At 38.4% G+C, this 14321-nt stretch carries 15 protein-coding genes and 1 tRNA gene; 14 read left to right on the top strand and 2 right to left on the bottom strand.

Going from position 1 to position 14321, the window contains the following annotated elements; genetic code table 11:
• The first annotated feature begins 123 nt into the window (after positions 1–123).
• The 10 genes from sirA to IHV12_RS12650 all read left to right on the top strand — a co-directional run bounded on the left by sirA (position 124) and on the right by IHV12_RS12650 (position 8745).
• Complete coding sequence (gene sirA, locus IHV12_RS12690) at positions 124–564, top strand: sporulation inhibitor of replication protein SirA (protein WP_197127802.1); 441 nt, start codon at positions 124–126, stop codon at positions 562–564.
• Positions 565–641: 77 nt separating this feature from the next.
• Positions 642–860: a YneF family protein gene (locus tag IHV12_RS12685; RefSeq protein WP_066241071.1), complete on the top strand. Its 219-nt coding sequence runs from the start codon at positions 642–644 to the stop codon at positions 858–860.
• Positions 861–948: 88 nt separating this feature from the next.
• Positions 949–1995 carry a tRNA 2-selenouridine(34) synthase MnmH gene (gene mnmH, locus IHV12_RS12680; RefSeq protein ID WP_197127825.1) on the top strand — a complete coding sequence of 349 codons (1047 nt, stop codon included), beginning with the start codon at positions 949–951 and terminating at the stop codon, positions 1993–1995.
• 138 nt (positions 1996–2133) lie between these two features.
• Positions 2134–3885: an ABC transporter transmembrane domain-containing protein gene (locus IHV12_RS12675; protein WP_197191106.1), complete on the top strand. Its 1752-nt coding sequence runs from the start codon at positions 2134–2136 to the stop codon at positions 3883–3885.
• Positions 3882–5684 (top strand): ABC transporter ATP-binding protein, encoded by a 1803-nt coding sequence (locus IHV12_RS12670; RefSeq protein WP_370568808.1) that lies wholly within the window; start codon positions 3882–3884, stop codon positions 5682–5684. Before IHV12_RS12675 ends, IHV12_RS12670 begins: the two co-directional genes overlap by 4 nt.
• A 227-nt stretch (positions 5685–5911) precedes the next feature.
• On the top strand, positions 5912–6040 hold the full coding sequence (locus tag IHV12_RS22905; RefSeq protein WP_255552597.1) for a hypothetical protein: 129 nt from the start codon (positions 5912–5914) through the stop codon (positions 6038–6040).
• Between the two features lie 93 nt (positions 6041–6133).
• On the top strand, positions 6134–6979 hold the full coding sequence (locus IHV12_RS12665; RefSeq protein WP_231618139.1) for a M15 family metallopeptidase: 846 nt from the start codon (positions 6134–6136) through the stop codon (positions 6977–6979).
• Between the two features lie 105 nt (positions 6980–7084).
• Positions 7085–7795, top strand: a complete 711-nt coding sequence (locus IHV12_RS12660; RefSeq protein ID WP_197127827.1) for a cytochrome c biogenesis CcdA family protein — start codon at positions 7085–7087, stop codon at positions 7793–7795.
• A 24-nt stretch (positions 7796–7819) separates the two neighbouring features.
• Complete coding sequence (locus IHV12_RS12655) at positions 7820–8278, top strand: Na(+)/H(+) antiporter subunit B (protein ID WP_260858765.1); 459 nt, start codon at positions 7820–7822, stop codon at positions 8276–8278.
• A gap of 2 nt (positions 8279–8280) precedes the next feature.
• The gene (locus tag IHV12_RS12650) at positions 8281–8745 is read left to right on the top strand and encodes a CcdC family protein (RefSeq protein WP_197127828.1); all 465 of its coding nucleotides are present in this window, start codon (positions 8281–8283) and stop codon (positions 8743–8745) included.
• Between the two features lie 44 nt (positions 8746–8789).
• Here IHV12_RS12650 and IHV12_RS12645 read toward each other — a convergent pair whose 3' ends face one another.
• A complete protein-coding gene (locus IHV12_RS12645) occupies positions 8790–9215 on the bottom strand; it encodes a DUF2621 domain-containing protein (RefSeq protein WP_191753544.1) in 426 nt (141 codons plus the stop codon).
• 28 nt (positions 9216–9243) lie between these two features.
• A tRNA-Sec gene (locus IHV12_RS12640) sits at positions 9244–9340 on the bottom strand.
• A gap of 401 nt (positions 9341–9741) precedes the next feature.
• Here IHV12_RS12640 and selB point away from each other — a divergent pair.
• The 4 genes from selB to phnE are packed head-to-tail and all read left to right on the top strand — an operon-like array spanning position 9742 to position 14313.
• The gene (gene selB, locus IHV12_RS12635; RefSeq protein ID WP_197191105.1) at positions 9742–11634 is read left to right on the top strand and encodes a selenocysteine-specific translation elongation factor; all 1893 of its coding nucleotides are present in this window, start codon (positions 9742–9744) and stop codon (positions 11632–11634) included.
• Positions 11635–12630 (top strand): glycosyltransferase, encoded by a 996-nt coding sequence (locus IHV12_RS12630; protein WP_197191104.1) that lies wholly within the window; start codon positions 11635–11637, stop codon positions 12628–12630.
• 21 nt (positions 12631–12651) lie between these two features.
• Positions 12652–13545: a phosphate/phosphite/phosphonate ABC transporter substrate-binding protein gene (gene phnD, locus IHV12_RS12625; protein WP_197191103.1), complete on the top strand. Its 894-nt coding sequence runs from the start codon at positions 12652–12654 to the stop codon at positions 13543–13545.
• Positions 13546–13554: 9 nt separating this feature from the next.
• A complete protein-coding gene (gene phnE / locus IHV12_RS12620; protein ID WP_197127831.1) occupies positions 13555–14313 on the top strand; it encodes a phosphonate ABC transporter, permease protein PhnE in 759 nt (252 codons plus the stop codon).
• Positions 14314–14321: the final 8 nt, after the last annotated feature.

Here is a 14321-nt window from a genome sequence, read left to right as displayed (position 1 = left end):
GAGAGGAAACCTCCTTTTCTTACTGATTCGACAAAAGTAGTTAGAATCTGCACACCTTTTTAGACAAGCTTCTTTACGTATATTGTATATACTTTTAGAAAATGATTGGAGAGGAGCTTGTTCATGAGAGAATTTTATATCTATCTAATCACAAAAGAAGTTGCTCATTCCTATTATGGCAAGGAAAATAAGCTGTTTCAGTTGTTTTTCGAAGAACAGCGCTCAAATGGCTTATCTAAAACCATCCTACAAAAGCAGATCAGTTACATAACCTCTCTATTATCTGTTTCTCAACTAGAAAAACACTTTTGGAACCATTTAAGTGGTGCACAGGAATGGCGTTCAGAAGGAGAAACATATTCTTTATCTTGCAAAGATAGCATCGTGAGAATAGAACTCACTGATCAATATATCCACCTTTACAGTATCGGAAACTTTGAAGCAGAAACGATTATATTTGAGGCGCTTCGCCAATATGAACCTTACTTTCTTGCGATGGACTATGGTGAAAGAAAATTTGGATGGCTTTCACCGTTTAAATTGAACATGGTCTATGCCACTTAATTCTCTTTCAATCTTGTATGTGTAGGTAAACTTGTAGTAAACTAGTTCTAGACAACATGAAGGAGGAAGTTTTAACAATGGGTACTGGTATGATAATCCTTGTGTGTGCACTCTCACTGATTGCAGGTGTTGCGATCGGATTTTTTATTGCCCGCAAGTATATGATGAGTTATTTACAAAAAAATCCACCGATTAATGAAAATATGTTGCGTGTGATGATGATGCAGATGGGGCAAAAGCCTTCACAGAAGAAAATTAATCAAATGATGCAGGCTATGAACAAGCAGATGAAGTAAGAGTTGGACAAGCACCCTGATGAATAATCGGGTGCTTGTTTTCGTTCTCTTTACAAATAGCGTTATGTATCAATAAAGGATGATGGCAATGAACAACGTTGAGACGATTTCCATAGATGAGATAGATGCAAATCATTATTTGCTTTTTGATGTAAGATCTCCGAAAGAATTTGAAGAGTATCATATTCCTGGTGCGTTTAATGTGAGTATATTTTCAAATGAGGAAAGAGCAGAAATAGGTACGTTGTACAAACAGGAAAGTAAAGAAGCTGCGATGGAGCGTGGACTGCAAGTTGTTGCACCCAAACTTCCGTCTTTATATAATCAGATAAATTCCCAAAGTAAAGAAAATCCTGAAAAACAGGTTGTTATTTATTGCGCAAGAGGTGGATTTCGTTCAAGGAGTATCGCTCAAACGATGAGCATGATGGGGATAAAGACCCTACAGCTCGATGGAGGCATACGGTCGTATAGAAAGAAGATTGATGCTTTTTTTAGAGAGATGGAGGCTGAACCAAGAAAGATCATCGTACTTGAAGGTCATACTGGTACGATGAAAACGAAACTACTGAAACAACTGCAAGAAGAAGGATATCCAGTACTGAACCTTGAAGAAATGGCAGGACATAAAGGCTCGATTTTCGGAAAGATCGGAGAACACCCCTCTTCGCAGAAGAAGTTTGAATCAAGACTTTATGAACAACTTCAGAAGTCGGAGAAATCTACAGCGATTATTATTGAATCAGAGAGTAAACGTATTGGGAGAGTAGTCGTTCCCAATTTTCTGTTAGAAGGTAAATACAGCGGTGTTCGAATTCATGTGGAGCTACCTTTTCATTTAAGGGTTAAATATATTTGTAATGTGTACGAGCCGCTTCTGCATAAAGATGAGATTATTGAAGCGGTCAATAAGCTGTCAAAAAGAATTCCCACAGCAATCATGTTAGACATTCAAGAAAACTTGAAAACGTTAAATTATGAAAATGTAGTATCACTGCTGCTTGAGAATTATTATGATCCTAAATATGATTACGCACAACAGCAATATGAAAGTGAGTGCATCAAACTGAATAGTGATTCCTATCAAGGCGTCTATACAAAAGTAAAGAACGTATTAGATCAGTATTTGCGCTAAAAAATCTAAATCAGTTACAGATGATTTCAAAAAGGCCCTTTTAATGGGGTCTATTTTTGTGAAACTTTTTCCTTTTCGGAATTTTCATATATTGGTAAACTAGAATTGTTTTGATATAGAATCAAGGGGGAACGGGCGTTGAGGGTTTTTCTGCAGTTGATGTGGTATTTTAAACAAGAAAAGTGGCGGTATATAGGCGGAATCGTAATGCTTGCCTTCGTGTCACTGGGATTATTGGTCCCTCCAAAAGTGGTCGGGCTCATTGTCGATCATATTGAAGAAGGTACGATAACCGAAGAGATCTTATGGAAATATGCTGCAGTTTTAATCGGCATTGCGATAGGTATCTATGTTCTTCGGTATATCTGGAGAATATTAATTTTCGGTTCAGCTGTTAAATTGGCGATGTTACTAAGAAATAGGCTGTACGAACATTTTACGAAAAAATCACAGGAGTTCTATCAAAAGAGACGTGTAGGAGACTTGATGGCTCATTCTACGAACGATCTTCAGGCTATTCAACAGACTGCTGGGGATGGCGTTTTAACGCTAGTAGATTCATTGATGATGGGTGGTTTTACATTAATCGCAATGGCAACAACGATCAGTTGGAAATTAACACTTGTCAGTCTTCTGCCCTTACCAATTATGGCGTGGGCAACAAACAAATATGGTACGATGCTGCACAAAAGGTTTCATAGTGCACAAGAAGCATTCTCAACTTTGAACGATAAAGTGCAAGAAAGTATCTCTGGTACGAGGGTAATTAAAGCTTTTGGTCAAGAAAAAGATGATATTGACAGCTTTTCGGATCTCTCGAAAGATGCAGTTAGGAAAAATATGGCTGTTGCTCGTGTTGATTCTTTGTTCGACCCTACTATATCTCTGATCATTGGATTCTCCTTTTTTCTAGCGGTCGGTTATGGATCGATTCTCGTAACGCGTAATGAACTAACAATAGGAGAACTTGTTTCATTTACTAGTTATCTCGGATTGTTAATATGGCCGATGCTTGCATTTGGCTGGTTGTTTAATATTGTAGAGCGAGGAAGAGCTTCTTATGATCGTGTTGAATCACTTCTTGCTGTAAAAGAAGAGATTGAAGACAATGGTTCAATCGAAAACAGTCCCAAAGGTGATATTTCATTTCAATTAAAGCAATTTTCTTACACTACAGGTGCTTCTGTTTTAAGTGATATTCATTTTACTTTAAAACGAGGTCAGACTCTTGGGGTCGTCGGAAAGACAGGTAGCGGTAAAACAACACTATGCAAGTTATTGCTGCGTGAATTTCAATTAAGATCAGACGACATTATTTTAGATAATCATGATATTTGTGAATACAAATTGGATGCGTTACGAAGTTCGATCGGTTATGTACCACAGGACCATTTTTTATTTTCAGCTACCATTGCAGAAAATATTGCTTTTTCAAAAGTCGATTCACCTTTTTCAGAAATAAAAGAAGCGGCAGAGCTTGCCTCGATTCATAAAGACATTTCTCAGTTTAAATATGGATATGAAACAGTAGTAGGTGAGAGGGGAGTCACACTTTCTGGAGGACAAAAGCAAAGAATCTCAATTGCAAGGGCATTGATAAAAAATCCAGAAATGTTAATTCTAGACGACTCCCTTTCTGCAGTTGATGCTAAAACAGAGGAATCCATCCTTCAGCAATTAAAGAACAAACGGCAAAATCAAACGACGATTATAACTGCTCATCGACTATCATCGATCGCGCATTGCGATCTAATCATCGTTTTGGAAAATGGAACAATCGTACAACGAGGTACTCATCACAGCTTGTTGAACGAAGAAGGATGGTACAAAGAAACATATGAAAAACAAGCTTTGGAAACGCTGATTTCACAGGGAGGTGTGATCAAATGAGTGCCGAACAAGAACCTACACTCGATGAATTGCAGCAAATGAAGCAGTGGACTGTTTTTAAAAGACTCATGTCTTATACAAAACCACACAAAAAACGTTTGGCATTCGCCTTCTTTTTGTTATTAGTCGCAACAGCAGCTGAATTAACGGGTCCAATTCTCGTTAAAACGTTCATCGACGATTTTGTCACACCTCGAAATTTTGAACAAAGAGCTTTGGTGATACTCGCTACAGGATACATTGGATTAATCATAATCTCAGCGGTTGTAAACTATGTTCAATTTGTTTTGTTCCAATCTGTAGCACTTGACATTATTCAAACTCTGCGGATCCAAGTGTATACAAAGGTCCATTCATTAGGATTAAAATTCTTTGATCGCACACCAGTAGGAAGCTTAGTTTCACGAATTACGAACGACACAGAAGCAGTTAAAGATCTTTATGTAAGTGTACTCTCGACGTTTGTTCAAAATATCGTATTCTTATTTGGTATCTTTGGATTCATGTTCTATTTGAATGTCAAACTTGCACTATTCTGTTTGTGTATCTTGCCGTTCATTGTTTTGATCATGTGGCTGTATCGTAAATATAGTTCTAGGTCGTTTTATGACATGAGAGAAAAACTTAGCCAGTTGAATGCAAAATTAAATGAATCTCTTCAAGGGATGTCCATCGTACAAGCGTTCAACCAGCAAAAGAGGCTTCGAAAAGAGTTTGCAAAAATCAATCAAGAACATAATGATGCACAGTTCAGAAATATAAAATACAACGGTTTGTTGCTTAGACCTGCCGTTGATCTTGTTTATATGCTTGCATTGTTGATGATTCTTTCCTTTTTTGGCATTAAATCATTTAATTCTCCTGTTGAGATCGGTGTGATTTATGCTTTTATCAATTATCTGGATCGCTTTTTTGAACCGGTTAATATGATGATGATGCGCCTTTCTATTTTTCAGCAAGCTATCGTATCAGCAGGACGCGTATTTACAGTCATGGATGAAGAAGAGTTTGCACCGGTGAAGAAAGGGAATACGGTTCCGGCGATTTCAAGAGGTAAGATTGAATTTAAACATGTTTCATTTTCTTATGATGGAGAGCAGGAAGTTCTTAAAGGGATCTCTTTCACTGCAGAGCCGGGTCAAACAGTGGCTCTTGTCGGTCATACCGGAAGTGGTAAGAGCTCGATCATCAATTTGCTCATGCGCTTTTATGAAGTGAATAAAGGTCAGATTTTGATCGATGACATTCCTTTATCAAACTACGAAAACAATGAGTTAAGAAACAAGATGGGACTCGTTTTGCAAGATCCCTTTTTATTTGTTGGTGATATTATGCAAAACGTAAGATTATACGACAAAACCATTACGGACGAAGACGTAATGAATGCAGCAAGATTTGTTCAGGCATCATCGTTTATCGAAAGACTTCCTGAGGGTTATCAAACAGAGTTAGGAGAAAGAGGGGCAACCTTTTCAAGTGGACAAAGACAACTGATCTCTTTTGCGAGAACGATGGCTTTCTCTCCTAAAATCTTGATACTTGACGAAGCGACGGCAAACATCGATACAGAGACCGAAGAAGAGATACAAGAAGCGCTTCATAAAATGCGCAGCGGCAGAACGACAATTGCTATTGCACACAGACTATCCACGATACAAGACGCAGAACTCATTCTTGTGTTGCATAAAGGAGAAATTGTTGAAAGAGGGACTCACCAAGAACTTTTAAGACAGCGAGGTTTATATCATAAGATGTTCCTATTGCAACATGGAAAAGATTCTATGAACGATGTAGGTTAACATACTTAATGGTTTATGTATTATGTGACAGCTCTTCCAAGAAGAGCTGTTTTAATTTGTATGACTTTCTATAAAAAAGATTTTTGCTTTCAAATCTTTGTCTTATCTGATAGTTGATTGGAGTGGAAGGTGAGTGCCTACCTCCTGAAATACATCTCGCAAGGCATGCGACGAGGAAGCTAAATTCGGTAGCTTTAACTTGTAGGCGCAGGAGCATGGAATCTAGTATGAGACACTTAAAAGTGAATCGCAAGGATGCGGCTGACCGCCTGCCCCGCGGAAAGCGAGCACCTGTAACGGAAATCAACTACTTCCAAGAGCTACAAATTTTTTACTTTAATTTTTCGAAAATATGAACTTCTGTTTTAAGTGATTGACTTATTTGCAAATTATTCTATTATAAGATAGCATACACGTACAGACAAACTGAATAAAAGGATGAGAATGCTTTGAAGAAATATGTTCTACCAACAATGTTGATCGGCAGCATGTTTGTCCTTTCGGCATGTAAGCCAGTTGATTGGGCAGAAAAGAAATGGGACGCTGCCTTTAATGAAGAAAATTCTGAAAAGAACGAAAAACAGATTTCAAATGAACAAACAAAGCCAAAACCAAATGATGAAAACAAAACAGAAAATAACGATGAACAACCATCAGCAGAAGCTGATCTGCCTTGGTTAGAAGAAACGGTAACGGTATCTGGAGACGGGAAAGCGGTGGTACAGAATCTAGACGATCTTTTAATCGTTGCGAACAAGGAAAGAAACCTACCCGATAATTATGAACCGAAAGATCTAGTTACACCAAATGTTCCGTTTCCTTTTAAAGAGGATCTACCTAAGAAAAAATTAAGAAAAGAGGCCGCTCTTTCTTTAGAAGTATTGTTTAAGGCAGCTGAAGAGGACGGTCTCGAGTTGCTAGCACAATCCGGGTATCGCTCTTATGATACGCAAGTGTCTATCTTCGCCTTTAATGCTGAGCAAAAAGGGGAAGAAGTAGCGAACAAAACGAGCTCCAAGCCAGGTCAGAGTGAACATCAGACTGGATTATCAATGGATGTTACATCACAAGAAGTGAACTTTGAACTTGTAGAAGCCTTTGGCGAAACAAAAGAAGGAAAATGGCTAGCAGATAATGCTCATAAGTATGGATTCATCATCAGATATCTGAAAGGGAAAGAAGATATTACTGGATATCAATATGAACCTTGGCATCTCCGATATGTTGGGGTAGATCATGCCAAAGCAATTCACGAGCAGGGCATCACGCTCGAAGAGTATTTACAAAAACCATAAACATCTCTGACAGCTTTTTTCTAAGCTGTCTTTCTTTATGTTTGAACAAAATGGATATTCCCTTTAATATAGAGAGAGAACTGTAAAAAAGGGGCTTACTAAAAAATGACCGATCTTAATATTCTGCTTGCTTTTGGAGCTGGCTTGCTCTCCTTTATTTCACCTTGCTGTTTACCATTGTATCCTGCTTTTCTATCTTACATAACTGGGATCTCTGTTCAGGAACTTAAAGAAGAAAACGCCATGCTAAGAAAAACGGCGCTTCTACATACTACATTTTTCTTAATAGGATTTTCGATCATATTTATTTTCCTTGGTCTATCGACTACGATAATCGGTGATCTATTCGTACAATATCAAACACTGTTAAGGCAAATTGGAGCTATTGTAATCATCTTTTTCGGTCTTGTCGTGATGGGATTCATAACTCCTACATTTTTGATGAAGGATAAGAAGGTAAGGTTTCAATCTCGTCCTACTGGTTATCTAGGTTCCGTGTTGATCGGTATTGGTTTTGCAGCAGGATGGACACCTTGTATGGGTCCCATTCTAGCAGGCGTTATTGCGCTTGGGGTGTCAAATCCGGCAGCATCTATGACGTATATGGTCGCGTATGTTTTAGGATTTGCTGTTCCTTTCTTTGTTTTAAGCTTCTTTTTGGATAAACTAAAGGTAATAAAAAAGTTCAACCGTCAGTTTATGTTGGTAGGAGGGACTCTTATGGTCGTTATGGGAATCCTGCTATACTTTGATTGGCTGACACAATTAACGTCATTTCTAACAAACCGTGTGTTTGGAGGATTCAAAGGTTTTTAAGAGTAATATGGAAAGGGGATATACATCATGCATTCACGATCGAATGACCTTATCTTAAAAACAACAACAAATATCATTGTTTTTGTTATTCTAGCTTTTTCAATTAACATGCTTTTTTCAGGGCATAATGCTCCAGGTGGAGGATTTATCGGAGGATTGATGGGAGCGGGAGCATTTCTTCTTCTCTATGTTTCCTACGGGTTACAACCTGTACATAGAATATTGCCGATAAACTTTACGTACATGATCGCAGCTGGATTATTGATCGCCATTCTCACCGGCGCAGGTTCCTTTGTTTTAGGTGTTCCGTTTTTGAGTCACAGTTTTGGCTATTTTCAACTCCCTTTGTTAGGGAAAACAGAGCTTGCTACAGCGATGCTTTTTGATTTAGGTGTATATTTGACAGTAATCGGAGTTACGATGACCATTATCCTCTCAATTGCAGAAGATAAGATCGAGAAAGAAGTAGGGGAAGGGAACTAACCGTGTTTTTTATTGCGAGTACATGCTTTGCCATTATTATGGCAGTGATTATTTTTAATTTTCGAATGAAAGAAACAAGAGAACCGGTTACCACAAAAAAGATCATCATTCCCCCGTTGGCTATGAGCACAGGCTTTCTTCAGTTCGTGATTCCTGCTTTTCACATCACCTGGACGGAAGCAGGGGAGGCGTTCTTAGTAGGTATCATGTTTTCGATATTTCTTATCATGACAAGTAAATTCGAAATTAAAGGTGATCATGTATACTTGGTTCGATCGAAAGCTTTTATCTTTATCATTATCGGATTGTTTGCCATCCGTTTAGCTTTAAAATGGTATATTGGTTCTACAATATCTATCTTTGAAACAAGTTCATTATTCTTCATCGTTGCGTTTGGGATGATCTTACCGTGGAGACTTGCCATGCTCGTTTTGTTCAACAAAAAGAAAAATGAGATCGCATTATAACATAGAGAAGAGAACCCCCTGAATCCTTAGATTCAGGGGGTTTTTTATGCGAGTAAAGAATGATAAGGTTTAATGTCGATGTTTTTCTTTTTTAAAGTCTTAATCAGCCATTTGTGGTCTCTTTTTGGAGTTGCGATAATATAGCCGCGAATGATTAAGTCTTGTGACATAGAACTTGCTTTTTCTTGTAACGCTAACTCACCGATCTTGCCAGCGATCTTCTCTTTAGCTACATCCCTAAAGAGTTCAGGGACCGGGGCTACCAATTCATTGAGAAGCTTTTTCTGATCATCCGTCCAAAGATGAATGGTTTGGTTGATGTAATGTTCTTGCCAATCTAAAATCGATTTTCCATCTTCTTTTGGAAGACGTTTTAAGAACTTACGGAACATAAAATATCCACCGATCGCAAACATTGTAAATAAAAAAACGGACCATAACACGATAAAAGTGATGAACCATCCAGACAATGCGTCCACCTCATATGTATAAATTTTTTGGCGGGACCATGTGGGAATCGAACCCACCGGAGACGTCACGCGCCTCCCAAAAGGTTTTGAAGACCCAGGCAAGCACCAGCTACGCATCTGGCCCCAAATAGAATCTCTAGCTCGCTATTGCATTATACAGCATTTTACCACGTTAGGACAAGGCTTGTGAATTATTACATACGATAGGGGAGTGTAGGTTTGTCGAACGATGGAAAAGAACGACTGTAACAGAGAGGATAACGAACTATAACAGCTTTCCACTATAACAGATTGTTTTCACCACTATAACAGTTTGCCCTGTGGACAAGTGTGAATAACTTGTTCTGTGGATAACCTGTGGGTATACAGGCGTGAATAAATATACATCCGTTTATGGCGACTTGGGAAATAATAGTGTTCAGGCAAACTTCGCTATTTTTCAACAATGAATAATGCGTTATCCTTGTTTTTTACATCTCCTTTTCATAAAGTGTAGAAGAGTATGTACATATAGGTGGTTAAACATATGACGATTAAATATTATACGATCGGAATGGCAGGACACATCGATCATGGAAAAACGACGCTTACAAAAGCTTTAAGTGGCATCGACACAGACACGCTCAAAGAAGAAAAAGCTCGCAAGATAACGATAGAACCAGGGTTTGCACCTTTTTCGTTAACGAAGGATCTGCATACTTCCATCGTGGATGTACCAGGGCATGAAAAGCTCATCCGTCAAATGATCGCTGGTGTAGCAGGAATTGATCTTGTTCTCCTTGTAATCGCGGGAGATGAAGGAGTGATGCCTCAAACGAGAGAACACTTTGAAATTCTTTCCTTCTTAGGCATTGAAAAGGGAATCATCGTTGTTACGAAGTCAGATATGATTGATGACGAGATGCGTTTGTTAGTTGAAGAAGACATTTTGGAACTTACAAACTCATCGGTGTTTGAACGTTTTCCAATACATTTTGTAGACAGTGTTTCTTCTGCTGGAATAGACCAGTTGAAGAGTGAAATCATTAACCTCTTAAAAGACACACCTGTTAGATCTTCACAAGGCGCTTTTCGCATGCCGATCGATCATATCTTTACCGTGAAAGGGCAAGGGACTGTTATAAGAGGTACTGTCTATGAAGGTGAAGTACAGGAAGGTGATGAACTTTTTGTTCAGCCTGGGAACGTTAAAGTGAAGATTCGAAAACTTCAAGTGCATAAACAAGAAGTTCATTCCGCTAGAGCCGGTCAAAGAGCAGCGATAAATCTTTCAGGAGGTTCTAAAGCGGATTGGAAAAGAGGGCATGTTTTAGTAGAACCGAATGTCTATTCGACCACGAACACTATCGATCTCGTATTATCAACGGGTGAAGGGTGGAAAGGGAAGTTGAAACAGCGCTCTTCCGTGAAGTTTTATAGTGGTACGTCGGAAGTGATGGGTAAACTCGTTCTTTTTGACCGAAATGAGTTAGATGTCAATGAAGATCAAATATATTGTCAAGTTCGATTAGATCAAGAGGTCGTAACAAAACGAGGTGATCGTTTCATCTTAAGACGGCCGACTCCTGAGGAAACGATCGGAGGAGGAGAGGTTATCGACCCGAACGGATCTGTTTATAGATTTGGAACGGAGACGATCGAACGATTGAGGAGTAAACATGAAGGAACTCCAAATGAGCGGGTCCTACAGTTGCTTAATAAAGTAGGATCGATGACAGAACGAGAACTTAAGAGCTCGAGTGGAATGGATGATGAAGTTCTTCAACACACGTTGGATGAACTAATAAGTGAGGGTTCTGTTGCTCGAATACAAAATTTTTTGGTTGCTGATTCTAAGGTAAAGCATATAAAATCTAGCATCATGAACAAACTTCAAAACTTCCATAGCGAGTATAGTTTAAGGCAAGGTATTCCAAAGGCAGAAATTGTTCAATCGTTCCAAAATGAAGTAAATCCGAAAATAGTTAACACGCTTCTTGAAAAATGGATAACAGATTCAACCGTTTCGATCACAGACCATTTTGTTCATTTATCACATTTTAAACCGCATTATCCGGAAAAATGGGCGAAAAGGATGGCGAATGTTCTTGCCGCCTTGGAAGAAGCACAGCTCGAGCCGGATGACCTACAGAACATCTATAACGCTCAACAACTTCCAGAACCTCTTTATCATGAGTTTAAGTACTTTTTGATTAAATCCAATGAAGTGGTATTGCTGTTTGATGAAGTGATGTTGAGTAGAAAGGCATTTGATTCAGCAGTTGAACATTTGCGAATCAATACGGATTCAACGTTTTCCGTGCAGGATGCTAAAGCGGTTCTTCATACATCAAGAAAGTTCTTAATACCGATCTTGGAATGTATGGATTCAAAAGGGCATACGATGCGGGAATCTAATGTTAGGAAATGGGTGCAATAAGTGAGAGTCGTCTTTTTCACTCCGTATTATAAACAAAATCGTGGAAATTCTACTACGGCCAAACGATTAGAACATGGATTGTCTGAGAAAGTTGAGTTTTCTTTTTTTCCATATGAAGAAATTGGTGTTAATCCTACTCTTTTTGAATGGATGGAGAAAGCGGATATCTATCACATCCTTCATTTTTCTAGATTCGTTCAATGGGCTGAAAAAAATGAGGTTACGTTGGATAAACCTTATATCGTTACTTCTGGAGGAACAGATCTCAACCACTCGCTAGAAGAAGACGAAAAAAGGTATCTTCCTCTGTTGCGTGAAGCGAAAGCAATCACAGTTTTTACTCAAAAAGCTAAACAATTGCTCGTCGAAGACTATGGACTAAGTGATCATTCGATCCATGTAATACCTCAAAGTATTTATTTACCTTCTATTGAAAATAAGAATGAACCGTTCACTTTGCCTGATGGAAAGCCTAAACTGTTACTGCCAGCTGGAATTCGCCCAGTTAAGGATGTTCTTTTTGCATTGCGGAGTATGATTAAATTGTCTAGCGATTATCCTGATCTCACCTTTTTAATAGTAGGACCCAACTTAGATTCTGAAGAATTTAAAAAAATGAAAGAAGCAGAAAATAAGTATGATTGGCTGTATTATTTACCAGAAGTAGAGCTCGGTCAGATGAAAAAGCTTTATGAATGGGGAGATGTTGTATTGAATACATCGATCTCAGAAGGACAGTCGACAGCATTATTAGAAGCGATGAGTTTTAAGAAGCCTGTAATCGCAAGGGAGAACGTTGGAAACTCTAGCATCATACAACACGGAAATAACGGATTGCTGTTTCAATCTCATGAAGAATTATACCAATCTATAAAGATTGTGATATCTGATCAAGAATTTTATAAACAACTTAGTGATAGAGGGTTTCAAACCATAGAATTGAAGCACACTATTAAAAAAGAAATAGCTTCATACATGGAACTATATAAAAATTAATAGAAAAAAGGAGAGAATATAATGAAAAAACTTAGTTTGTTGCTGCTGACTATGATCTTACTCTTATCAGCTTGCGGAACGAATAACGATGATAAGAAGAATGCAAAATCGAATAAAGATGAGGTCTTTACGATTGGGGTAATCCCAGCCCAAACGGAAGGTGAGATGAAGGGGGCACTTGATAAACTTCAGAAAGTGCTTAGTGAGAAGATGGACAGAGAAGTTAAGATCACATCTTATCCGGATTACAACGGTGTTGTTGAGGCGATGAACTATGATAAGATCGACATGGCTTATTTCGGACCTCTTACATACGTTGTTGCTCATGAAGAAAGTGGAGCTAAAGCGATCGTAACACAATTGATCAAAGGTGAACCATTCTATTATTCTTATTTGATCACCCATAAAGACAGCAAATATTCAAACCTTGAGGATATGGTATCTGATGCTAAGAACGTAAAGTTTGCTTTTGGTGATCCATCCTCAACTTCGGGCTCTTTGATTCCGAGTATCAAACTAAAAGATGAAGGCATCTATAGAAGTGAATCTGATAGTGATTTTAATAATGTTAGGTTTACCGGTTCTCATGATGCAACCGCTCTTGCTGTTCAAAACAAACAAGTAAATGTTGGTGCGATCGACAGCGCGATATACGATAAATTAATCGAAGAAGGAACGATCGACGGAGATCAGTTTAAAGTGATCTGGAAGTCAGAGAAATTGTTCCAATATCCTTGGGCTGTATCTAAAAGTACAGATGAGAAAACGATGACAAAACTTCAAGAGATCTTTTTAGATATTAAAGATAAAGAAATTTTGGATGCTTTTGGCGCAACTGGATTTACGAAAGCCGCAAATAAGGATTACGAAAGTATCCGAAAAGCGGCTATTAAAGAGGGTACCATTCAAGAATAGAGGGGAACCATGGTTTGGTTTAAGAGGAGCCAATTATTAATCATATTATGCTTAACAATACTCGTGTTAGGTAGCATGAAGTTAACCGAGTTTGATCTTTCAAAATTTAGTGACTTTCAGAATATGGGTGACTTTTTGTCGAAATGGTTTCCGATGAACACAGAGAGTCTACCATATCTGTTTCAAGAAAGTTTATTAACGATCGCTATCGCATTTTTGGGGAGCTTATTCGGATTAATCATCGCACTTCCGTTAAGCTTTATCGCCGCTCGAAACACGAGTAGAAATCGTTTTGTATATTCAATGACACGTTTCTTACTTAGCTTCTTACGATCAGTTCCTGAATTCGTGTTCGGCTTAATTCTTTTAACAACGCTCGGACTAGGACCATTTCCTGCTGTTATCGCCATCGTCTTGCATAACATCGGGGTATTAGGTAAGTTGATTTCAGAACTGATCGAGGCGGCAGATAAGGGTCCGATCGAAGCGATGTCGGCGGTTGGAGCAAGTAAGTGGATCGGAAATCTATTTGCAGTGCTACCACAAATATGGCCGAATGTACTGTCTCAATTCTTTTACAGATTTGAAGTAGCTATACGTACTTCACTCATCTTAGGTCTTATTGGTGGTGGGGGAATCGGACAACAGTTGTTTATTCATTTTAAAACGTTTCAATATCAGCTAGTCTCTGTTGACGTTCTACTCATCATGATCATGGTGATCTTGGTGGATTATATTGGCGGGAAAATTCGGGAAAAGGTTATTTAGGTGATAAC

This window comes from Fictibacillus sp. 7GRE50, from assembly GCF_015903875.1.
GTDB classification, from domain to species: Bacteria; Bacillota; Bacilli; order Bacillales; family Fictibacillaceae; genus Fictibacillus; species Fictibacillus phosphorivorans.
This window is presented reverse-complemented; position numbering and strand designations above follow the sequence as displayed.